Origin of the sequence: Pseudomonas morbosilactucae (assembly GCF_023241665.1) — a bacterium.
Classification (GTDB): Bacteria; Pseudomonadota; Gammaproteobacteria; order Pseudomonadales; family Pseudomonadaceae; genus Aquipseudomonas; species Aquipseudomonas morbosilactucae.
In genome coordinates this window covers 35,601-54,938 of sequence record NZ_JALQCX010000037.1, presented here as the reverse complement: position 1 = coordinate 54,938, position 19,338 = coordinate 35,601, and the positions used below count along the sequence as shown (strand labels likewise).

Annotated in this window: 23 protein-coding genes and 1 pseudogene; 10 read left to right on the top strand and 14 right to left on the bottom strand. The window is 62.4% G+C overall.

Annotated features, from left to right (window positions below):
* Positions 1 to 117 precede the first annotated feature (117 nt).
* The 3 genes and pseudogenes from M1B35_RS20045 to M1B35_RS20035 form a co-directional block, all read right to left on the bottom strand.
* On the bottom strand, positions 118 to 1,023 hold the full coding sequence (locus tag M1B35_RS20045; RefSeq protein WP_268262860.1) for an acyltransferase: 906 nt from the start codon (positions 1,021 to 1,023) through the stop codon (positions 118 to 120).
* Positions 1,024 to 3,123 (bottom strand): phosphate acetyltransferase, encoded by a 2,100-nt coding sequence (pta, locus tag M1B35_RS20040; RefSeq protein ID WP_123337131.1) that lies wholly within the window; start codon positions 3,121 to 3,123, stop codon positions 1,024 to 1,026. It abuts the gene before it with no gap.
* Positions 3,124 to 3,184: 61 nt separating this feature from the next.
* Positions 3,185 to 3,523 (bottom strand): annotated as a pseudogene (locus M1B35_RS20035) (DUF3565 domain-containing protein).
* Between M1B35_RS20035 and M1B35_RS20030 the strand changes: the two are divergent.
* The 3 genes from M1B35_RS20030 (at position 3,492) to M1B35_RS20020 (ending at position 5,909) form a co-directional block, all read left to right on the top strand.
* The gene (locus M1B35_RS20030; protein WP_123337129.1) at positions 3,492 to 3,977 is read left to right on the top strand and encodes an FKBP-type peptidyl-prolyl cis-trans isomerase; all 486 of its coding nucleotides are present in this window, start codon (positions 3,492 to 3,494) and stop codon (positions 3,975 to 3,977) included. The pseudogene M1B35_RS20035 and the gene M1B35_RS20030 sit on opposite strands and share 32 nt — an antisense overlap.
* Positions 3,978 to 4,111: 134 nt before the next feature.
* Positions 4,112 to 4,594 carry a glutathione peroxidase gene (locus M1B35_RS20025; protein WP_123337127.1) on the top strand — a complete coding sequence of 161 codons (483 nt, stop codon included), beginning with the start codon at positions 4,112 to 4,114 and terminating at the stop codon, positions 4,592 to 4,594.
* Positions 4,595 to 4,805: 211 nt separating this feature from the next.
* A complete protein-coding gene (locus M1B35_RS20020) occupies positions 4,806 to 5,909 on the top strand; it encodes an NADH:flavin oxidoreductase (protein WP_268262859.1) in 1,104 nt (367 codons plus the stop codon).
* Positions 5,910 to 6,006: 97 nt separating this feature from the next.
* Here M1B35_RS20020 and M1B35_RS20015 read toward each other — a convergent pair whose 3' ends face one another.
* Both M1B35_RS20015 and cysZ read right to left on the bottom strand, forming a co-directional pair.
* Positions 6,007 to 7,206 carry a glycosyltransferase family 4 protein gene (locus M1B35_RS20015; protein WP_268262858.1) on the bottom strand — a complete coding sequence of 400 codons (1,200 nt, stop codon included), beginning with the start codon at positions 7,204 to 7,206 and terminating at the stop codon, positions 6,007 to 6,009.
* Positions 7,207 to 7,246: 40 nt separating this feature from the next.
* Positions 7,247 to 8,002 (bottom strand): sulfate transporter CysZ, encoded by a 756-nt coding sequence (gene cysZ / locus M1B35_RS20010; RefSeq protein WP_123337121.1) that lies wholly within the window; start codon positions 8,000 to 8,002, stop codon positions 7,247 to 7,249.
* Positions 8,003 to 8,311: 309 nt separating this feature from the next.
* On the opposite strand from cysZ, the gene trxB reads away from it, so the two are divergent.
* Positions 8,312 to 9,274, top strand: a complete 963-nt coding sequence (gene trxB, locus M1B35_RS20005; protein ID WP_123337119.1) for a thioredoxin-disulfide reductase — start codon at positions 8,312 to 8,314, stop codon at positions 9,272 to 9,274.
* Positions 9,275 to 9,368: 94 nt separating this feature from the next.
* On the opposite strand, the gene M1B35_RS20000 is transcribed toward trxB, so the two are convergent.
* The 6 genes from M1B35_RS20000 to M1B35_RS19975 all read right to left on the bottom strand — a co-directional run bounded on the left by M1B35_RS20000 (position 9,369) and on the right by M1B35_RS19975 (position 12,443).
* Positions 9,369 to 9,707 carry a HopJ type III effector protein gene (locus tag M1B35_RS20000; protein WP_123337117.1) on the bottom strand — a complete coding sequence of 113 codons (339 nt, stop codon included), beginning with the start codon at positions 9,705 to 9,707 and terminating at the stop codon, positions 9,369 to 9,371.
* A complete protein-coding gene (locus tag M1B35_RS19995; RefSeq protein ID WP_123337115.1) occupies positions 9,700 to 9,996 on the bottom strand; it encodes a DUF1244 domain-containing protein in 297 nt (98 codons plus the stop codon). The genes M1B35_RS20000 and M1B35_RS19995 overlap by 8 nt, the downstream gene beginning before the upstream one ends.
* Before the next feature lie 78 nt (positions 9,997 to 10,074).
* Complete coding sequence (folX, locus tag M1B35_RS19990) at positions 10,075 to 10,446, bottom strand: dihydroneopterin triphosphate 2'-epimerase (protein WP_123337112.1); 372 nt, start codon at positions 10,444 to 10,446, stop codon at positions 10,075 to 10,077.
* Positions 10,447 to 10,448: 2 nt separating this feature from the next.
* Positions 10,449 to 11,009, bottom strand: a complete 561-nt coding sequence (gene folE / locus M1B35_RS19985) for a GTP cyclohydrolase I FolE (protein ID WP_123337110.1) — start codon at positions 11,007 to 11,009, stop codon at positions 10,449 to 10,451.
* A 21-nt stretch (positions 11,010 to 11,030) separates the two neighbouring features.
* Complete coding sequence (folM, locus tag M1B35_RS19980) at positions 11,031 to 11,741, bottom strand: dihydromonapterin reductase (RefSeq protein WP_123337108.1); 711 nt, start codon at positions 11,739 to 11,741, stop codon at positions 11,031 to 11,033.
* A 132-nt stretch (positions 11,742 to 11,873) separates the two neighbouring features.
* On the bottom strand, positions 11,874 to 12,443 hold the full coding sequence (locus tag M1B35_RS19975) for an antibiotic biosynthesis monooxygenase (RefSeq protein WP_123337106.1): 570 nt from the start codon (positions 12,441 to 12,443) through the stop codon (positions 11,874 to 11,876).
* 212 nt (positions 12,444 to 12,655) lie between these two features.
* Between M1B35_RS19975 and M1B35_RS19970 the strand changes: the two genes are divergently transcribed.
* Positions 12,656 to 13,615, top strand: coding sequence for a MerR family transcriptional regulator (locus M1B35_RS19970; protein ID WP_123337533.1), 960 nt, complete (start codon positions 12,656 to 12,658; stop codon positions 13,613 to 13,615).
* 7 nt (positions 13,616 to 13,622) lie between these two features.
* Here the strand turns inward: M1B35_RS19970 and M1B35_RS19965 are convergent, their stop codons facing one another.
* Entirely contained in the window at positions 13,623 to 14,225 is a 603-nt protein-coding gene (locus M1B35_RS19965) for a hypothetical protein (protein WP_123337104.1), read from the bottom strand.
* Positions 14,226 to 14,280: 55 nt separating this feature from the next.
* Entirely contained in the window at positions 14,281 to 14,754 is a 474-nt protein-coding gene (locus M1B35_RS19960; RefSeq protein ID WP_123337531.1) for a PAS domain-containing protein, read from the bottom strand.
* Between the two features lie 156 nt (positions 14,755 to 14,910).
* On the opposite strand from M1B35_RS19960, the gene M1B35_RS19955 reads away from it, so the two are divergent.
* Positions 14,911 to 15,366 (top strand): flavodoxin, encoded by a 456-nt coding sequence (locus M1B35_RS19955; RefSeq protein ID WP_123337102.1) that lies wholly within the window; start codon positions 14,911 to 14,913, stop codon positions 15,364 to 15,366.
* Here M1B35_RS19955 and M1B35_RS19950 read toward each other — a convergent pair.
* Positions 15,347 to 16,243: a LysR family transcriptional regulator gene (locus M1B35_RS19950; protein ID WP_268262857.1), complete on the bottom strand. Its 897-nt coding sequence runs from the start codon at positions 16,241 to 16,243 to the stop codon at positions 15,347 to 15,349. The two genes, M1B35_RS19955 and M1B35_RS19950, sit on opposite strands and share 20 nt — an antisense overlap.
* Positions 16,244 to 16,340: 97 nt before the next feature.
* On the opposite strand from M1B35_RS19950, the gene M1B35_RS19945 reads away from it, so the two are divergent.
* The 4 genes from M1B35_RS19945 (at position 16,341) to M1B35_RS19930 (ending at position 19,236) form a co-directional block, all read left to right on the top strand.
* Complete coding sequence (locus M1B35_RS19945; protein ID WP_123337098.1) at positions 16,341 to 16,727, top strand: CidA/LrgA family protein; 387 nt, start codon at positions 16,341 to 16,343, stop codon at positions 16,725 to 16,727.
* Positions 16,717 to 17,403 carry an LrgB family protein gene (locus tag M1B35_RS19940; protein ID WP_268262856.1) on the top strand — a complete coding sequence of 229 codons (687 nt, stop codon included), beginning with the start codon at positions 16,717 to 16,719 and terminating at the stop codon, positions 17,401 to 17,403. Before M1B35_RS19945 ends, M1B35_RS19940 begins: the two co-directional genes overlap by 11 nt.
* A 154-nt stretch (positions 17,404 to 17,557) precedes the next feature.
* The gene (locus M1B35_RS19935) at positions 17,558 to 18,340 is read left to right on the top strand and encodes a class II aldolase/adducin family protein (RefSeq protein ID WP_123337094.1); all 783 of its coding nucleotides are present in this window, start codon (positions 17,558 to 17,560) and stop codon (positions 18,338 to 18,340) included.
* Entirely contained in the window at positions 18,340 to 19,236 is an 897-nt protein-coding gene (locus M1B35_RS19930; protein WP_268262855.1) for an alpha/beta fold hydrolase, read from the top strand. The genes M1B35_RS19935 and M1B35_RS19930 overlap by 1 nt, the downstream gene beginning before the upstream one ends.
* Positions 19,237 to 19,338: the final 102 nt, after the last annotated feature.

Sequence of the window (19,338 nt, the reverse complement as noted above, 5' to 3'; positions counted from 1 at the left end):
GTGATCGGTGGCGGGCTTTTGCATTGTGGGTGTTGCGGCTGATGTCATCGCCGGCAAGTCGCCTCCTACATGGGAATGCGATCAACCGTAGGAGCCGGCTTGCCGGCGATGGAACCCTCAAGACCGGCCAGGATATTCCTGATGCAACCGCTCGAGCAGTGCATCTTTGTCTTCCCACAGCTTATTGATCCACCCCTGGAACGCCAACCGGTACTCCCCATCCTGCTCATAATTCTTGCCAATGAACTGTGGCGGAATCTGCACTTCTTCAAACTGCACCACCACGTCTTTGACTCGACCGCACAGCAGGTCCCAGTAACCGGGCCGTCCGGCTGGGTAGTGGATGGTCACGTTGACGATGGACTCCAACTGTTCGCCCATGGCATCCAGCACAAAAGCAATGCCGCCGGCCTTGGGTTTGAGCAGGTAGCGAAACGGTGATTGCTGCTGGGCGTGCTTGCCCTCGGTAAAGCGCGTGCCTTCAGCGAAGTTGAAGATGCCCACCGGCTGGTTGCGAAACTTCGCGCAGGTCTTGCGGGTGGTTTCCAGGTCCTTGCCTTTCTTTTCCGGGTACTTCTCCAGGTAGGCCTTGGAATAGCGCTTCATAAAGGGAAAGCCCAATGCCCACCAGGCCAGGCCGATGACCGGCACCCAGATCAGTTCCTGCTTGAGAAAGAACTTCAGCGGGCGGATGCGTCGGTTGAGCACGTACTGCAGCACCATGATGTCGACCCAGCTCTGGTGGTTGCTGGTCACCAGATAAGAGTGCTGGTAGTCCAGGCCCTCCAGGCCGCGCAGGTGCCAGCGGGTGCGGCAGACCAGTTGCATCCAGGCCTTGTTGTTGCTGATCCAGGCCTCGTGGGTGTGGTTCATCAGCCAGATGCTCAAGCGCTGGGTGAGGGCGAAGGGCAGGGCCTTGACGATCGCCACGCAGAACAGAAACGAGCACAGCAGGATGGTGTTCAGCGCCAGGAGCAGCGAGGCGATGACCCCGCGCAGGGCGGCAGGCAGAAATTCCAGCATTTAGACATCCATAGGTCGGTTGGCGGCTTGGATCGCGGTGAGGGCGATGGTGTAGACGATGTCATCGACCTGGGCGCCGCGCGGCAGGTCGTTCACCGGTTTGCGCAGGCCTTGCAGCATCGGCCCCAGGCTCACGCAATCGGCGCTGCGTTGCACCGCCTTGTGGGTGGTGTTGCCGGTGTTCAGGTCGGGGAACACAAAGACCGTGGCCTTGCCGGCGACCTGGCTGTTGGGGGCCAGTTGCCGGGCCACGTTTTCATTGGCAGCGGCGTCATATTGCAGCGGGCCGTCGATCAGCAGCGTGCTTTGCGCTTCATGGGCCAGCAAGGTGGCTTCGCGGACCTTTTCCACTTCTTCGCCGCTGGCCGAGTCGCCGCTGGAATAGCTGATCATCGCCACTCGCGGGGTGATGCCGAAGGCGGCGGCCGAGTCGGCGCTTTGCAGGGCAATCTCCGCCAGTTCGCTGGCGCTGGGGTGCGGGTTCATCACGCAGTCGCCGTACACTAGCACCTGCTCGGGGAACAGCATGAAAAACACGGAGGACACCAGGGTGCAGCCGGGTGCGGTCTTGATCAGTTGCAGGGCCGGGCGAATGGTGTTGGCGGTGGAGTGAATGACCCCCGAGACCAGGCCGTCGACTTCATCCAGGGCCAGCATCATGGTGCCGATCACCACCGGGTCTTCCAGTTGCTGCTCGGCCATGGGCGCGTTGAGGCTTTTACTCTTGCGCAAAGCCACCATGGGCTCCACGTAGCGCTCGCGCACCAGGTCCGGGTCGAGGATCTCCAGGCCCGGCGGCAACTCGATGCCGTGGGCGCGGGCCACGGCCTGCACGTCTTCCGGTTTGGCCAGGAGCACGCAGCGGGCAATGCCCCGGGCCTGGCAGATAGCCGCCGCTTGTACGGTCAACGGCTCGCTGCCTTCCGGCAGGACGATGCGTTTGTTGGCCTCCTGGGCACGCTGGATCAACTGATAGCGGAACACCGCCGGTGACAGGCGCATTTCCCGCGGGGTGCCGCAGCGCTGGTGCAGCCAGCGGGCGTCCAGGTGGCTGGCGACGAAGTCGGTGATGATTTCCGCGCGCTCGCGGTCATCGATGGGGATTTCCTTGTTCAGGCCATTGAGCTGGTTGGCGGTGTCGTAAGAGCCGGAGCTCACCGACAGCACCGGCAGGCCGGCATTCAGCGCGCCGCGGCACAGCTCCATGATCCGTGGGTCGGGCAGGGTGTCACTGGTCAGCAGCAGTCCGGCCAGAGGCACGCCGTTGATCGCTGCCAGGCTGACAGCGAGGATGATGTCGTCGCGGTCGCCCGGGGTTACCACCAGCACGCCGGGCTTGAGCAGTTCCACGGTGTTGCGCATGGTGCGCGCGCAAATGATGATTTTGCTCATGCGCCGGCTTTCATAGTCGCCGGCATTGAGCACTTGGGCGCCCATCAGGTCCGCCACATCGCGGGTGCGCGGGGCATTCAGTTCCGGCTGGAAGGGGATGCAGCCCAGCAGGCGGAAGTCGCCGCTGCGCAACAGCGGCGAGTGTTCTTTCAGGCGCGCGGAGAATTGCTCCATGCTTTCGTCGGTGCGCACCTTGTTGAGGATCACCCCGAGCACTTTCGGGTCTCGCGGGCCGCCAAACAGCTGCGCTTGCAACTCCACGCGCCCGGACAGTTCGGTGAGCACTTCGTTTTCCGGCGCCGAGACCAGGATCACCTCGGCATCCAGGCTTTTCGCCAGGTGCAGGTTGACCCGGGCCGCGTAGCTGGCGCTGCGGGTCGGCACCATGCCCTCGACGATCAGCACGTCCTTGCCGATGGCGGCTTCCTGATAGAGGGTGATGATTTCTTCCAGCAGCTCATCCAACTGACCGTCGCCGAGCATCCGCTCGACATGGGCCAGCGCCAGGGGCTGCGGCGGCTTGAGGCCGTGGGTGCGGGCCACCAGCTCAGTGGAGCGCTCGGGGCCGGTATCGCCGGGATGGGGCTGGGCAATGGGCTTGAAAAAGCCGACTTTCAGGCCGGCCCGTTCCAGGGTACGCACCAGCCCGAGGCTGATGGAGGTCAGACCCACACCAAAATCGGTGGGCGCGATAAAAAAAGTTTGCATGCGAATTCTCAGAAGGTGCATGGCAAAGGTGGCGGTCTATGGCTGGCCGCCTACCTGATCGTCAGGCGCTAAGGTTATCGTTATCCGCGCCCTGCGCACACCAGCCACAGGCAAAGGCCTGGCCTATTTTTTCCTGGCGTTGCGCGGGGTCCAGGACCCAGCTGCGGGATTGCCAGGGCGGCAGGTGGCGCAAGTGCTGGGTGTGGCCGCAGGACAGTTCGACGACCCAATGGCTGTCTTCATCCTGATGAAAACCGGTGACTGTGGAGGGTTTCATGGGTGTCCGTCTGTCTGGGTTCCGTTCGCTTTCGAGCGATGGCTTCGCTAAACTTGCGGCTCTTCATTTCTAATGCAAAAGGTCTCGCCCCATGCTGATCGCCGCCAATAAGGCTGTCTCCATCGACTATACCCTGACCAACGACGCTGGTGAGGTCATCGACAGCTCTGCCGGCGGCGCCCCGCTGGTCTACCTGCAAGGCGCAGGTAACATCATCCCAGGCCTGGAAAAAGCCCTGGAAGGCAAGCAGGTTGGTGATGAACTGACCGTTGCCGTAGAACCTGAAGATGCCTACGGCGAATACGCGGCCGAACTGGTCAGCACCTTGAGCCGCAGCATGTTCGAAGGCGTCGACGAGCTGGAAGTGGGCATGCAGTTCCACGCGTCCGCTCCGGACGGCCAGATGCAGATCGTCACCATCCGTGACCTGGACGGCGACGACGTGACCGTTGACGGCAACCACCCGTTGGCCGGCCAGCGTCTGAACTTCCAAGTAAAAATCGTCGCCATCCGCGACGCCAGCCAGGAAGAAATCGCTCATGGCCACGTCCATGGCGAAGGTGGCCATCACCACTGATTTTCTGCGCTAAGCTCAAGTTGACTGGAGAGCGCCCGAGGGCGCCTTTTTAGTCGGCGCGGTTATTGCCGTGGGCACAGGGTGTGCTGTCGAGAGGCTGTTTTCTGTTAGAACACGGGAATTTGGAGTTCGTCATGAGTGCTTTTCACGACCTTAAATTGAAAGCCCTGGATGGTCAGGAGCTACCGCTCGCCCCTTTCAAAGGGCACGTCGTGCTGGTGGTCAACGTCGCCTCCAAGTGTGGCCTGACACCACAATACGCGGCGCTGGAGAACCTCTATCAGCAGTACAAGGGCCAGGGGTTCAGTGTCCTGGGCCTGCCGTGCAATCAGTTCGCCGGGCAGGAGCCGGGCTCCGAGCAGGAGATTCAGGACTTCTGCAGCCTCAACTATGGCGTGACCTTTCCGCTGAGCAGCAAGCTGGAGGTGAATGGTCCGGAGCGTCACCAGTTGTACCGTCTGCTGGCGGGCGAAGGCGCGGAGTTCCCTGGGGATATCACCTGGAACTTCGAGAAATTCCTCCTGGGCAAGGACGGTCGCGTCCTGGCGCGTTTCTCCCCACGCACGGCACCGGATGATCCGGCGGTGGTTCAGGCGATCGAAAAAGCCCTGAGCTGACCCTGACTGCCGGGCCCCGCTGCCCGGCCAGTTCCCCCGAGTTTCCTTGAATTCCCTTCTGCGCTTTTGCACCTTAATCACCCTGATCAATAGTGCTGTGCTGCGCTTCAGGCGATGAATATTATCGCCATCATAAGTTTGTCGGCCCGCGTCCTGTCGGGTGTCGACGTCCCGATCAATGATCCGAGCCCGCTGATCCCCGGAGTGCCGCATGCCTGTACAAGCCTTGTTCAAACCCTTCCAGCTCGGTGCCTTGGAGTTGCCGACCCGTGTGGTCATGGCGCCCATGACCCGCTCGTTTTCCCCGGGTGGTGTCCCCAACTCGAAAGTCATCGAATATTACCGGCGTCGTGCCGCAGCCGGCGTGGGCCTGATCATCACCGAAGGCACCACCGTCGGGCATCCGGCCGCCAACGGCTACCCGAACGTGCCGCATTTCTACGGTGAGGCGGCCTTGGCCGGCTGGAAGAAGGTGGTGGATGCGGTCCACGCCGCAGGTGGCAAGATCGTTCCGCAACTCTGGCACGTGGGTAACGTGCGACGCCTGGGCACTGAGCCGGACGCCAGCGTGCCGGGCTTTGGCCCCAGCGAGAAGCTCAAGGACGGGCAGGTGGTGGTGCATGGCATGACCCATCAAGACATTCAGCAGGTCATCGCAGCGTTCGCCCAGGCGGCCAAGGATGCCCAGAGCATCGGCATGGACGGCGTGGAGATCCACGGCGCCCATGGCTACCTGGTGGATCAGTTCTTCTGGGAAGGCAGCAACCAGCGCACCGACGAGTACGGCGGCGACCTGGCCCAGCGTTCGCGTTTTGCCATTGAGTTGATCCAGGCGGTGCGTGCGGCGGTGGGCCCGGACTTCCCGATCATCTTCCGTTTCTCCCAGTGGAAGCAGCAGGATTACAGCGCTCGCCTGGTGCAAACCCCGGAAGCCCTGGGCGCGTTCCTCAAGCCTCTGGCGGATGCCGGCGTGGATATTTTCCACTGCTCGACGCGGCGTTTCTGGGAGCCGGAGTTCGAAGGTTCCGAGCTCAACCTGGCTGGCTGGACCCGCAAGCTCACCGGCAAACCCACCATCACCGTGGGCAGCGTCGGCCTGGACGGCGAGTTCCTGCAGTTCATGGTCAACACCGACAAGGTGGCGCAGCCGGCGAGTCTGGAAAAGCTCCTGGAGCGCCTGAACAACGACGAGTTCGACCTGGTGGCCGTGGGCCGCGCCCTGTTGGTGGATCCGGATTGGGCGCAGAAGGTGCGTGAAGGTCGTGAGCAAGACATCCTGCCCTTCAGCCGCGAGGCGTTGATGACCTTGGTTTAAGCGCGACCTGATCACGGGCAGGCCCACGCCTTCGACCGAGATGGCGTGGGTTTGCCGATGATGGGTTCAGATCAGCCCGGTCTCAGTGCTGCAGTGTTCAAGGCAGTAACCGGCCGTCAGGCAGCCCTTGCTCGACCTGGCAGGCCCCGCGCAATTGGTTCTCAAACTGCTCGATGATTGCCGGCCAGCCCTGGCGGCTGGCATGTTGCCGAGCATTGAGCCGCACCCGACGCAGGGTTTCCTGCTCCTCCAGCAGCCAGGTGGCGGCGTCGCAGAAGGCGCTTTCATCCCCCGGCATGGCCAGCACCCCGTTATAGCCGTGGCGAATGTGCTGGGCGGCCGCGGCTTGGTCATACGCCACCACGCCCAACCCCGATGCCAGGGCTTCGAGCACCACGTTGCCGAAGGTCTCGGTCAGGCTGGGAAAAAGAAACAAGTCCCCCGACGCGTAATGACTGGCCAGGGTTTCGCCGCGCTGGCTGCCACAAAAAATCGCCTCGGGCAGTTCCTGTTGCAAGCTCGCCCGCTGTGGCCCATCGCCCACCACAATCAGCTTCATCCGCCGTTGTGGATAGGCGTTGCTCAGGCTGTTGAAGCAGCGCTTGAGCAGGCCGAGGTTCTTCTCCGGTGCCAGGCGCCCGACATGGATCACCGCAATGTCGTCGGGCCCCAGGCCCCAGCTTTCTCGCAGGTCGTTGCGGCGCCTGGTGGGGTGGAAGAGTTGGCTGTCGACGCCTCGGGCCAGCAGGGCCAGGCGTTCGAAATGCCGACGTTCCAATTCCAGGCGCTGGCTGGTGCTGGGCACCAGGGTCAATTGGGAGCGGTTGTGAAACCAGCGCAGGTAATGGGTCAGCAGGCGGGTCAGCAGGCCCAGGCCGTACTGGCTGGAGTACTGTTGGAAGTTGGTGTGGAAACCGCTGACCACGGAAATCCCCAGGCGCCGCGCCGCCCGTAGGGCAGACAGCCCCAAGGGACCTTCGGTGGCGATGTACAACACGTCCGGGCGCTGGCGCTTCCAGCGGCGTAACAGCTTGTGCATCGACGACTGGCCCCATTGCAGGCCTGGATACCCCGGCAGCGGCCAGCCGCGGCATAACAGCAAGGCGTCGTCGCTGGGGCGGGTCTGATCACAACCCTGGCGTGGGCGGATCAGCTCAACCTGGTGTCCACGGGCGCGCAGGCCGTCGCACAGGCGGCCCAGGGTATTGGCCACGCCGTTGATTTCCGGGGGGAAGGTTTCGGTGATCAGGGTGATGTGCAGGGCTGTCGTCATGACCTCAGTGTCGGCTGAGGCCATGTCGCCCGCATGACGTTGCGATGATGGATTTGTGACCCGATCAGCGTTGCTCGGCCACCAGCTTCTCGGCCCCGCGTTCGCGGACCCAGAACAGGGTGGCCCCGGCCACGGCGGCCGGCATCATGAGGATATTGACGAAGGGGATCATCAGCGCCAGGTAGACGATGCCGCCGAACCCCAGGCTCTGCCAGCGCTTCTCACGCAGCCAGGCGAGCATTTCGTTCCAGCCCAGCTTGTGGTTGTCCGCCGGGTAGTCGATGTATTGGATTGCCATCATCCACACGCCGAACAACAGCCACAGCGGTGCGGCAATCAGGTTCACCACGGGAATGAACGAGAGAATGAACAGGCCGATGGCCCGGGGCAGGAAATACCCCAGTTTGCGCATTTCCCGCGCCAGGGTGCGAGGGATCATGGCGATCAGCTCGCCCCAACTGAACGCCGGGAACTCGTCGGTGCCACGTACCACGATCTCGACTTTCTCCGCGAGAAAACCGTTGAAGGGCGCGGCGATGATATTGGCCAGCATGGTGAAGCTGAAAAACACCATCAGCGCCACCAGCACCACGAACAGCGGCCAGAGCAGGTAGCTGAGGAAACTCAGCCAATCGGGGAGTGAGGGCATCAGGGTGTCGACCCACAGACTGAACTGATGGCCGGCCAGATAGATCAATCCGACGAACAACACCAGGTTGATCATCAGGGGCAGGAGGACGAACAAGCGCAGGCCCGGGCTGAGGACCAGCTTCAGGCCTTCACGCAGGTATTGCGGGCCGGACAGTACGGGGGCGGGCATAAAGTGCTCCGAGCAGTGGAAAACGCGCCGACCTTACCGGCTTTGCCCGAACGGTGAAAGCGCGGTGAACAGGTCGACATCAACGGTAACAAAGCCCCTTTGAAATGGAGCGTTACCGGATAGAGACCGCCTATGAGCTGGATTGTTAAACCGTATTTCCTTAATCTTCGCCCCCTCTATACGCTTCACCCATATTTTTTGGGACGGGCGAGTTTTAACCTTCCCCAAGGTTTCGCCGTCCTTTTTTATTCCAGCCGGCTATCCGGCGTTCCGCGCCAGGTCACCCGGGCCGGTCGATAGGAGTGACTCATGTCTGAAGTACGCCATTCGCGTGTGATTATTCTCGGTTCCGGCCCTGCCGGTTACAGCGCAGCGGTCTACGCGGCCCGTGCCAACCTCAAGCCATTGCTGATCACCGGCATGCAGGCTGGCGGCCAACTGACCACCACCACCGAAGTCGACAACTGGCCGGGCGACGTCCATGGCCTGACCGGCCCGGCGCTGATGGAGCGTATGCGTGAGCACGCCGAGCGTTTCGAGACCGAGATCGTTTTCGATCACATCAACGCCGTGGACTTCGCCGCCAAGCCTTACACCCTGACTGGCGACAGCGCGACCTACACCTGCGATGCGCTGATCATTGCCACTGGCGCCAGCGCTCGTTACCTGGGCCTGCCATCGGAAGAAGCGTTCATGGGTAAAGGCGTTTCCGCTTGCGCCACCTGCGACGGTTTCTTCTATCGCAACAAGCCTGTGGCCGTGGTCGGTGGCGGTAACACCGCTGTCGAAGAAGCCCTGTACCTGGCCAACATCGCCAGCAAGGTCACCCTGATCCACCGTCGCGATACCTTCCGCGCCGAGAAGATTCTGATCGACAAGCTGAATGCCCGGGTTGCCGAAGGCAAAATCGAGCTCAAGCTGAACTCCAACCTGGACGAAGTGCTGGGCGACAACATGGGCGTGACCGGTGCGCGCTTGAAGAACAACGACGGCAGCTTCGACGAACTGAAAGTCGACGGCGTGTTCATCGCCATCGGCCACACCCCGAACACCTCGCTGTTCGAAGGCCAGCTGGCGCTCAAGGACGGTTACCTGGTGGTGCAGGGCGGTCGTGATGGTAATGCCACCGCCACCAGCGTCGAAGGCATCTTCGCGGCCGGTGACGTGGCTGACCACGTTTACCGCCAGGCCATCACCTCGGCCGGTGCCGGCTGCATGGCGGCACTGGACACCGAGCGTTACCTGGACGGCCTGCAGAACGCTTCGTTCTAAATCCGTTGCAATAAAAAAACCGGCGCAAGCCGGTTTTTTTATGGGCAACCCTCTGACCAACGCCGCTCCTACGGGGTGGCGTGTGGGGCAGGGATCAGCGCCGGGTCAGGGGCTGGGCCGCCAGCTTCACGCCGGCCAGGCCATGGGCGATCAGGGCGCGGATGTTGCCGTGGTCGCTGCCTTGCGGGGTGGCCAGTACGGAGCGGTAATGCTCACCGAAGGCCAGCAGGGCTTCTTCATCGCTCAAGCCTTCCAGCAGGGCCAGGCCCAGGGTCTTGCACGAGCCTTCGTTCTGCCCGGCGGCGTTTTCCACGTCGCCATTGGTGAAGGCTTGCGGCTGGTAGTCGTAACCGGCGGCGATAAAGGCCAGTGTGTCAGCGAAGGCGTGTTCGCCGCTCTTGAGGCTGGCGCGCAGGGTGTTCAGGTCAGTCATGGGTTTTTCCTTTGGCGAACGCCGCTTGCTGCTCGGCGCTGGCTTCTTTCTGGTAGAGATTTTTCCATTCGGCGTAGGGCATGCCGTACACCACTTCACGGGCGTCATCGAGGCTGAGCTCGATCTGGCGCTCGTCGGCCTCGGCCTTGTACCACTTGGACAGGCAATTGCGGCAGAAACCGGACAGGTTCATCAGGTCGATATTCTGCACATCCTTGCGGCTGTCCAGGTGCGCCACCAAGCGGCGAAAGGCCGCGGCCTCAAGTTCAAGACGTTCTTGGGAAGTCATAAGGTTCACTGCGAAAAAAGTGGAAGACAGCAGCCGCTGCAAGCCAAAGCCGTTCGGCTTTCGACGTGCAGCTTGCCGCTAACGACTGGCCGCCAAGGTAATTGACACCGACTCGGCAAAACGCAGGGCGTGGGGTTTGTCGACTTCGACTTCGGCGTACAGCACCGACCCATTGCTCATCACCAGGTCCAGCAACTCCTGGGTCAGGCGTTCGAGCAGGGCAAAACGGTTGCCCTCCACATGGGCGATCACCGCCTTGGTGATGGTGCGGTAGTTCAGGGCGTGGTCGATGTCGTTATCGCGCACGGCTTCCTGGGCGGCATAGAGGATGGTCAGGTTGATCAACACATCCTGCTTGTTGAGGATTTCGTCCTCGTTGATGCCGATAAAGGTTCGCAGGCGCAGGTCCTTGACCCGGATGCGAGCCATTCCTGGCTGAAGTTGTGGCATTGCTACTTACTCCGTCCAATCAATTGCAGGAATTCCTGGCGTGTGGTGCTCGAGTCGCGGAAGGCGCCGAGCATCACCGAGGTGTGCATGGTGGAATTCTGTTTCTCGACGCCGCGCATCATCATGCACATGTGCTTGGCCTCGATCACTACGGCCACGCCGGCGGCCTGGGTTACACGCTGCACCGCGTCGGCGATTTCCCGGGTGAGGTTCTCCTGGATCTGCAGGCGCCGGGCGAACATGTCGACGATTCGCGCGATCTTCGACAGGCCCAGCACTTTGCCGGTGGGAATATAAGCCACATGGGCCTTGCCGATGAAGGGCAGCAAGTGGTGTTCGCACAGTGAATACAGTTCGATGTCGGCCACGATCACCATTTCATCGCTTTGCGAGGCAAACAGGGCGCCGTTGACGATTTCTTCCAGCGACTGCTCATAACCGTGACACAGGTATTGCATGGCCTTGGCCGCGCGTTGCGGCGTATCGAGCAGGCCCTCGCGTTCGGGGTCCTCGCCAAGACCCTTGAGGATCTCGCGGTAGTGCTGGGGCAGGGTTAAAGACATACAACATCCTCGCGGGAAGGCTTATTTGACGTGTCTTCCGCCATTAACGGTCAGGGTCGTGCCGGTGACATAGGGGTTGTCCAGCAGATAGCGCAGGCTCTGGTAGATCACTTCGCTGCCGGGTTCGATGCCCAGCGCGGATTTGGCCAGGGCCTTGGCGCGGTACGCCGCGTCGTCGTCGGGGTTGAACAATAGCAGGGCCGGGGCTATGCCGTTGACCTTGATCTGCGGCGCGTACTGGGCGGCGAACGACAGGGTCAGGCTCTCCAGGCCGGCTTTACTGGCGCAGTAGGCGATGTGCTTGCTGCTGCCTTTGCGGGTCACGTCGTCGCTGATATGGACGATGTCCGCCGGTGTGGAGCGTTCCAGCAGTTCGGCGCAATGCAAGTTAATCAGGTAGGGCGCGAGCATGTGCACGTTGAACATACGGGTGAAGGCAGCGCCTTCCTGGTCCTGGGTTTCCGCCAGCCACTCTGAAGCGTTATGGACGATGGCCCGCAAGCGGTCGGTATGGTTTTTCAACTCGCCGATCAAGGCCAGGATTCCGGCTTCACTGGAGAAGTCGGCGAACAGCAGGGTGGCGCCCTTTTCGCGCAAGGTCTGCAGGCCGGGGCGATCGCTGCGATAGGTGACAATGACCGGGTGCCCGTCTTCCAGCAGGCGCAGGGCGCAATGCAGGCCGACACGCTGGCTGGCACCCGTGATCAGGATCGGGGCGGAGGAGGGGTTCATGGAGGGCTCGCGTCGCGGGTGGAGCAAAACTATACCAGCGGGTGGCGCGCTGTGCCTGTTGTGGCTGTTGCGCCCAGGGGGAGCATCGCTGGCAAGCCGGCTCCTACAGGTGGGAGCCGGCTCGCTGGCGAATCACGGGTTTTGGGTCGATGGAGTGGCTGGCAGCGTGCGGACCGGGGTGCTGTGGAGCCAGTTGGCCAGCAACCGGGTCGACAGCGGGATGAACAGGTAGACCATCAGCGGCGTCAGGGCCAGGGTGCTGACGAAGACCCGGGGCAGCAGGCTCAGGTCGCTCAGCAGCGGGCCGAGGACGAAGTTGAACAGCAGGGACACCGGAAAGAATGCCAGCCAGATCGCCACGGCCTGTTTCCAGCGCGGTGGGCGTTGATCGATGGCGCCAAACCAGCCGTCGATGCCACTGACCCGATGCTCGGACGGGTGGGCGAACAGGTCGCTGCCGCGGGCCAGCCAGGCGGTGCGCGACGCCGAGTGCTCCCAGGTGTGCAGGGTCTGCTCGTCGGCAAAGCGGAAGATGATCTGGAATTCGTCATCGTCGGGCGGCGGGGCCAGGACGCCGGAGCCCAGGTAGCCGGGAAAGTCGGTGGCCAGTTGCTCGCCTTCGCGCAGCCAGGCGATCAGATCCTGGTAACGCCCGTCGGCAACGCGCCGGGCAACCATCAAGGTGACGGGTGAGGTAGACATTATGTATCTCCGTAAAGCCTATGCGCTGCCTGGATAAGGCAGGCGCCGAACGTGGCCCGGGGTGTTGGGCCGCGTTTGCGAACAAGCAAGGATTATTCCTGATTCCTGGCCAACCACCAACGACATTGGTCGGCTTTTGTCTGGCTTGAGGCACAGCGGCCCAGGAAGAGTAGAATGGCCGCCACTTTGCTTAATCGGTGTTTTCTCCCCAGATGCCCGTCATGACTGAACTTGCCCGCGTCTCCCAGCCCGCCAGCCCCCTGGTGCAGGACGATCTGTTTCCGATCCGCGAAGTTTCGCGGCTGACCGGGATCAACCCTGTGACCTTGCGCGCCTGGGAGCGGCGCTATGGTTTGATCCAGCCCACGCGCACTGAAAGTGGGCATCGCCTGTACTCCATGGGCGATGTCGAGACGGTCCGCGAGATCCTCGGCTGGATCGAGCGCGGCGTGTCGGTGAGCAAGGTTGGCAAGATCCTGGCCAAGACCCAGGTGGCCCAGAACCTGGACCGTGTGGCGCCGGATGAGGGGTTGCAGGGCGAATACGCGCAGTGGCGCAGCCAGTTGGGGGTGGCGGTCAGTGCCTTTGACGAGGCGCAACTGGAGCGGTTGTACGGGCAGATTTTTTCCAGCTATTCACTGACCGTGGTGTTCCAGGACATTCTCATGCCGTTCTGGAGGCAACTGCTGCAGGCCCAGGAAGCGTTTGGACGTGCCTGTGAGTGGTTGTTTCTCGACGGCTTTTTGCGGGCGCGGATCAGTCAGCGCCTGGCCTTGCAACGAGGTGCCCAGGCGCGGCCGTTGCTGTTGGCGGCGCTGGGTGATCAGGGGCGTGAGTTGGAGTTGCTGGTGACGGCCCTGATGCTGGGCAGCGGCGAGTTCGAGGTCCGGGTGCTGGGGCAGGGTGCGCCCCTGGATGAATTGACCCTGGTTTGCGAGAAGATCAAGCCGGCGGCGCTGGTGCTGTTTTCCAACCATGCGCCGGCCGCCGAGCTGCCACGACGCCTGAATCGCCTGGCCATGACCCTGGATTGTCCTTTGATGCTGGCCGGCGATACCGCCGAACTGGCCCAGGACAGTCTCGCCACTTCACCGGTGGCCTGCCTGGGTAACGACGCACGGGTGATCCCACAACGGCTGCGGCAGTTTCTCAGCGGCAAGTTGGATACCTGAGCGCGGGTCAGGCGTGAAGGGCGGGATGGGTCAGGCGATGTTGTTGCAGGATGAACTGGCGTAGCCGCTCGGTTTCTTCCAGATCGCTCTGGTCCAGCCGGTAGGCATAAAAGCCGCTGTCAGTCTCGCGCTCGAACTTGCCATGCAAGGCGATGCGCTCATAACCCGACGGGCTGAACCACAAGGCGAACTGCTTGGGCGGTTTGGTGCGGTTGCGGATCTCCAGCAGCACCCCTTTGAACGACACCTCGTGAACCCACAGCTGCCCGGGTTGGCCTTTGGCGTTTTCCAGCGCGACCGGCTCCTCCAGAATCAGGCGCCATGGCCGCACCATCGGGCCGTCCTCGTAGATGCTCGGCACGCCCAGGCGCAGGTGCAGGGCATGGAACTCGTCTTCCACGAGGTGCAGGGGGAAGGTCATTTGCTGATTTTCGAAATGCGCCTGGATGGTGACCTTTTCATTGGCGGCCAGCCGCGTGAGCAAATCACGAATCTGCGCGCCACCATTGACCATCAGGCTCGAGTTGGCATCCCGCATGTTGAGTTGCGGGTTGTGCTGCATGGTCTGAATGAAGTCCAGTTCATCCTGGGTCAGTAGGGCATCGCGCATGGTCTGCTCGAAAGAAAAGGTTACAAAGTCGTCGGGGGAATATAGCTACTGACCACTAATTCGATAAATTGTTTTCGCCGTTTGTCGCCTTTATTGCAGCCAGCTCAGCCTGGGCTTCGGCCAGTTGCTGCTCCAGCTGGGCCAGTCGCTGTTGTGCCTTGACCTGCGCGGTGACGTCTTTCTGCACCCCAATGAAGTAGGTCAGTTGGTCGCTGTCGTTGAACACCGGGGTGATCGACAGCTCATTCCAGAAGTGGCTGCCGTCCTTGCGGTAATTGCGCAGGACCTGACGGCACGGCTGGCCTTGGCTCAGGGCCTGACGAATCGCCACCAGGCCCGGCTGGTCGCGATCGCCGGACTGGAGAAAGCGGCAATCCTGGTACAGCACTTCGTCGGCGCTGTAGCCCGTGAGCCGCTCGAACGCCGGGTTCACGTAGATCACGATGTTGTCTTCGCCTTCCTGTTCGGCGACCACAATGCCGTCGTTGGAGGCGTTGATCATCCGTTGCAGCAAGTGAGCATTGATCATCATCAGGTTCCGCAATCGTTCGGCAGGTGCCGCATTTTAAGAGATGCCGGCAAGCTGTCCACTTGCCATTAGCTTTTGGGACGACCGCCCAGGGTCCGGATTTTAGCGCCTAGCTGTTAATATCCCAGTCTTTTACTCAGCTTCAGGATCAGATTGATGAAAGTCGCCATCCTTTCCGGCTCGGTGTACGGCACGGCTGAAGAAGTCGCCCGGCACGCTGCCAACCTTCTCAAAGCCGCAGGTTTCGAGGCCTTGCACAACCCCCGCGCGACCCTGGCGGAGCTCCAGGCGTTCGCCCCACAAGCCTTTTTGGCCGTGACCTCCACCACGGGCATGGGTGAGCTGCCGGACAACCTGGTGCCGCTGTATTCGACCCTTCGTGACCAATTGCCCGCCGCTTGGCGTGGCCTGCCTGGGGCGGTGATCGGCCTAGGCGACTCCAGTTACGGCGACACCTTCTGTGGTGGTGGCGAGCAGATGCGCGAGCTGTTTGCCGAGCTTGGGGTTACCGAGGTGCTGCCGATGCTGCGCCTGGACGCGAGTGAAAGCGTGACCCCGGAAACCGATGCCGAGCCTTGGCTGGGCGATCTGGTCAAGGCGCTGCGCGGCTGACCCTGCGCTCGCGCAGCAACGCCAGCCAGGCTTGCGCGGCCTTGGACAGATAGGCCCCGCGACGCCAGATAAAGGCAATGTCCCAGCGCAGGTACTCGGGGGCCTTGAGGGTCAGGCGCACCACGCCTGGCCTCACCAGGCCCCGGGCGACCACGCTGGGCAGCAGCACCACGCCTTGCCCGGCAGCCACCAGGGCCGCGAGAAAATCCGCCTGGCCGCTGCGCCCGCCTTCCTTGGGGGTAAAGCCCACTTGCTGGCAGGCCTGGAGCAGGCGATCGTTGAGCACGAAGCTGCGCTGATACAGCAGGAAGGGCGTCTCGGCCAATTCCTCCAGCCGCACCTGAGCATTCATCGCCAAGGGGTGGTCGGCCGGCAGCAGGGCGTCCAGAGGTTCGTCGCAAAAAGACTGGTAGTCGAACAGCGGGTCTTTGGGCGTCAGGCTGCCGCCCAGTTCCAGCTCGCCGGTTTGCACCGCCTGCTCGATGTTCAGGCTGCCGCCTTCCAGCAGTTGCACACTGATGTTCGGGTAGCGTCGGCGGTATTCGGCGAACAACCCGGCAAACAGGGCATCGCTGCCCAGCAGCGGCAAGCCCAGGCGCAACTCGCCACGGGCCAATTGGCTCAAGTCATCCAATTCACTGAGCAATTCGCTGCGCAGCCGGAGCATGCCTTCGGCCCGTTGCAGGACCACGTTGCCGGCCGCCGTCAGGTGAATATGGGAACCCTGGCGATCCAGCAGCGGGGTTCCAAGGCTCTGCTCCAGCTGGGCGATCTGCTTGCTGACCGCCGACTGGCTGATGTGCAGGGTCTTGGCCGCTTGGGTAAAACCGCCTTGATGGATCACTTCGACAAAACTGCGCAGTTGCTTGAAGTCCATAGCCTGAATTCCATTTTGGAATGGCTTCCAGTCTAACAATTCGCTTCGGTGATGGTGGGCGCTTCTTTAACATGAACGCCTGCGAGGACCGAAGCCGATGAACATTGCCACCTTCAAACACCTGGGCCGACTGCTGGCCGAACTGGCCATCCTGCTGGCGATTTACCTGCTGGGCTGCCAGTTGGCGAGCTGGCTGGCCTGGCCGATTCCCGGTGGGGTGATCGGGCTGGCGTTGCTGTTGCTGGTGTTCGCCCTGGGTTGGGTCAAGCCGGCGGCGTTGCAGTTGGGCGCGGGGTTGTTGATGGCCGAGATGTTGCTGTTTTTCATCCCCGCGCTGATGAGCCTGCTGGACTACGGCGGCCTGCTGCGCGAGGACGGTTGGCGGATCCTGTTGGTGATCGGCGTCAGCACCTTGATGGTGATGCTGGTCACGGCCTTTACCGTGGAGTGGGCTTGCCGCTGGCGGATGCGCCATGACGCTTGAGCTGATGCCGATGTTCTGGCTGGCCCTGACGCTGGGCGCGTACCTGTTCAGCCGCTGGCTGTATGCCCGCAGCGGACGCTACTTGCTCTCGCCGCTGATCCTGGTGCCGGCCCTGTTGTTGGCGATTGCTGTGCCGATGCACACGGCGTACGCCGAATACGCCGCCAACACCCACTGGCTGATGCTGGTGTTGGGGCCGGTGACCGTGGCCTTCGCGGTGCCGATCTGGCAGCAACGGCATTTGCTGATGCGCCATTGGTCGGCGCTGTTGCTCGGGATGCTGGCCGGCAGCACCGCCTCCATTGCCAGTTCCTTTGGCCTGGCCAGGGTCCTGGCGCTGGACAGCTCGGTGACCTTGTCCCTGGTGCCGCGCTCCATCACCACACCCTTCGCCATGCCCCTGGCCCATGACCTGGGCGGCGTGCCTGAATTGACCGCGGTGTTCGTGATGTTCACCGGCGTCTTTGGGGCCCTGCTGGGTGGCGTGCTGCTGCGTTGGCTGCCCTTGCGCAGTGCCCTGGCTCGCGGTGCCCTGTTTGGCGTTGGGGCCCACGGTGCGGGCGTTAGCCGGGCCCGTGAAGTGGGCGGTGAAGAGGGTTCGGTGGCTGGGCTGGTGATGGTCCTCACCGGGCTGCTGAATCTGTTTGCCGCGCCGGTGCTGGCCTGGTTGTTATGAGCGCCATCGGCTGCGTCAGGGGCCATTCTCGGCACTGACTCGCTCGGTCAGTAAGCTGGCTGCCAATGCAACTACGCCAGCCTCGGCGGCTGGCTAGACTGCTGTTCATGCCTGCCCACACATAACAAAAAAAACCAGCATCGAGGTCCTTGCCGTGAGCCTAGCCCCCGTTCCATCGACGCAGAGTGTGAAAGAGCAAGTCAGCGCGGCCGAGTGGCAAACCCGCGTCGACCTGGCGGCCTGTTATCGCCTGGTGGCGATGCATGGCTGGGACGACCTGATTTTCACCCATATTTCCGCCAAGGTACCGGGCACTGAAGACTTCCTCATCAACCCCTTCGGCTTGATGTTCCACGAGATCACCGCCTCCAGCCTGGTGAAGGTTGACCAGGCCGGCAACAAGCTGATGGCCAGCCCCTACGAGATCAACCCGGCCGGCTACACCATTCACAGCGCGGTGCATGAAGTACGCCATGACGTGGTCTGTGTGCTGCACACCCACACGGCTTCCGGGGTGGCGGTGTCGGCGCAGCAGCAGGGTGTGTTGCCCATCAGCCAGCAATCCCTGTTCGTGCTGTCGAGCCTGGGTTACCACGCCTACGAAGGGGTGGCCCTGAACCCTGAAGAGAAGGTGCGCTTGCAGGCGGACCTGGGGCCGAACAATTTCCTGATGCTGCACAACCACGGGCTGCTCACCTGCGGCAGCACCATCGCCGACACTTTCCTGATGATGTTCACCTTCCAGCGCGCCTGCGATATCCAGGTGCTGGCCCAGGGCGGCGGCGCGGCCTTGATCGCCATCGAACCGCAGGTCCTGGCTGGTGCCCGGGCGATGATCGCCGGGGTGACCAAAAGCGCCCAGGGCATGGGCGGGGCACTGGCCTGGCCGGCGTTGCTGCGCAAGCTCGATCAACAAGACTCGGGTTACAAACTCTAATGCCACTGGCCGAGATTCCCCTCTGCGTCTGGCGCAAGCGCGGGCGCAGTTTCATGTTTCGCGGGCAGGCCATTCGCTATTGGGTGGCCGGTCACGGCGAGCCGCTGCTGCTGATCCATGGTTTCCCCACGGCCAGTTGGGATTGGCATTACCTGTGGCAACCCCTGGCCCAGCGCTACCAAGTGATTGCCTGCGACATGCTGGGGTTTGGCGATTCGGCCAAGCCGCTGGACCATGCCTACAGCCTGCTGGAACAGGCGGACTTGCAGCAGGCATTGCTGGCCCACTTGAATATCGAGTCGCCGCTGCATGTGCTGGCCCACGATTATGGCGACAGCGTTGCCCAGGAGCTGTTGGCCCGGCATTACGAGGCGCGGCTGACCCTGGCCAGTTGCGTGTTTCTCAACGGCGGCCTGTTCCCCGAAGCCCATCGCCCGGTGTTGATGCAAAAACTGCTGCTCAGCCCGGTGGGCTGGATGCTTGGGCGCACCTTCAGTCGTGATGCGCTGGTGAAGAGTTTCAGCCAGATTTTCGGCCCGCAGACCCGCCCCAGTGAAAGCGCCCTGGATGACTTCTGGAGCCTGGTGGAAAGCAATCATGGGCCGCGCATCCTGCACAAATTGATCGCCTACATCCCCGAACGCCGGCTCCTGCGTGAACGCTGGGTCGCCGCGATGCAGCGCAACGACGTGCCGCTGAGCTTGATCAGTGGCGCGTTGGGCTGCACCTCCGGGGCCGACATGGTCGAGCGTTACCGCGAACTGATCCCCAATCCGCAGACCGTGCTGCTGGCCGGGATCGGTCAATATCCGCAAACCGAAGCCCCGGTCCAGGTACTCCGGCATTACCTGGGTTTTCGCGAAAAGATCGTGCTGCCGCCGCTGAAAATGGCCTGACTGCGACGCATCGCCTAGGCCCTGTTCCGTGCGTTCTGCCCGATCCTGCGGGCCCTGCTTGCCCCGACCTGGGCGATCATCCTGCTGCCTTATTGCCCACCA

Excerpts from the sequence above, each read along its gene's own strand:
- M1B35_RS20045 (WP_268262860.1), bottom strand. The coding sequence starts at position 1,023 with ATGCTGGAATTTCTGCCTGCCGCCCTGCGCGGGGTCATCGCCTCGCTG.
- pta (WP_123337131.1), bottom strand. The coding sequence starts at position 3,123 with ATGCAAACTTTTTTTATCGCGCCCACCGATTTTGGTGTGGGTCTGACC.
- M1B35_RS20030 (WP_123337129.1), top strand. The coding sequence starts at position 3,492 with ATGCTGATCGCCGCCAATAAGGCTGTCTCCATCGACTATACCCTGACC.
- M1B35_RS20025 (WP_123337127.1), top strand. The coding sequence starts at position 4,112 with ATGAGTGCTTTTCACGACCTTAAATTGAAAGCCCTGGATGGTCAGGAG.
- M1B35_RS20020 (WP_268262859.1), top strand. The coding sequence starts at position 4,806 with ATGCCTGTACAAGCCTTGTTCAAACCCTTCCAGCTCGGTGCCTTGGAG.
- M1B35_RS20015 (WP_268262858.1), bottom strand. The coding sequence starts at position 7,206 with ATGGCCTCAGCCGACACTGAGGTCATGACGACAGCCCTGCACATCACC.
- cysZ (WP_123337121.1), bottom strand. The coding sequence starts at position 8,002 with ATGCCCGCCCCCGTACTGTCCGGCCCGCAATACCTGCGTGAAGGCCTG.
- trxB (WP_123337119.1), top strand. The coding sequence starts at position 8,312 with ATGTCTGAAGTACGCCATTCGCGTGTGATTATTCTCGGTTCCGGCCCT.
- M1B35_RS20000 (WP_123337117.1), bottom strand. The coding sequence starts at position 9,707 with ATGACTGACCTGAACACCCTGCGCGCCAGCCTCAAGAGCGGCGAACAC.
- M1B35_RS19995 (WP_123337115.1), bottom strand. The coding sequence starts at position 9,996 with ATGACTTCCCAAGAACGTCTTGAACTTGAGGCCGCGGCCTTTCGCCGC.
- folX (WP_123337112.1), bottom strand. The coding sequence starts at position 10,446 with ATGCCACAACTTCAGCCAGGAATGGCTCGCATCCGGGTCAAGGACCTG.
- folE (WP_123337110.1), bottom strand. The coding sequence starts at position 11,009 with ATGTCTTTAACCCTGCCCCAGCACTACCGCGAGATCCTCAAGGGTCTT.
- folM (WP_123337108.1), bottom strand. The coding sequence starts at position 11,741 with ATGAACCCCTCCTCCGCCCCGATCCTGATCACGGGTGCCAGCCAGCGT.
- M1B35_RS19975 (WP_123337106.1), bottom strand. The coding sequence starts at position 12,443 with ATGTCTACCTCACCCGTCACCTTGATGGTTGCCCGGCGCGTTGCCGAC.
- M1B35_RS19970 (WP_123337533.1), top strand. The coding sequence starts at position 12,656 with ATGCCCGTCATGACTGAACTTGCCCGCGTCTCCCAGCCCGCCAGCCCC.
- M1B35_RS19965 (WP_123337104.1), bottom strand. The coding sequence starts at position 14,225 with ATGCGCGATGCCCTACTGACCCAGGATGAACTGGACTTCATTCAGACC.
- M1B35_RS19960 (WP_123337531.1), bottom strand. The coding sequence starts at position 14,754 with ATGATCAATGCTCACTTGCTGCAACGGATGATCAACGCCTCCAACGAC.
- M1B35_RS19955 (WP_123337102.1), top strand. The coding sequence starts at position 14,911 with ATGAAAGTCGCCATCCTTTCCGGCTCGGTGTACGGCACGGCTGAAGAA.
- M1B35_RS19950 (WP_268262857.1), bottom strand. The coding sequence starts at position 16,243 with ATGGACTTCAAGCAACTGCGCAGTTTTGTCGAAGTGATCCATCAAGGC.
- M1B35_RS19945 (WP_123337098.1), top strand. The coding sequence starts at position 16,341 with ATGAACATTGCCACCTTCAAACACCTGGGCCGACTGCTGGCCGAACTG.
- M1B35_RS19940 (WP_268262856.1), top strand. The coding sequence starts at position 16,717 with ATGACGCTTGAGCTGATGCCGATGTTCTGGCTGGCCCTGACGCTGGGC.
- M1B35_RS19930 (WP_268262855.1), top strand. The coding sequence starts at position 18,340 with ATGCCACTGGCCGAGATTCCCCTCTGCGTCTGGCGCAAGCGCGGGCGC.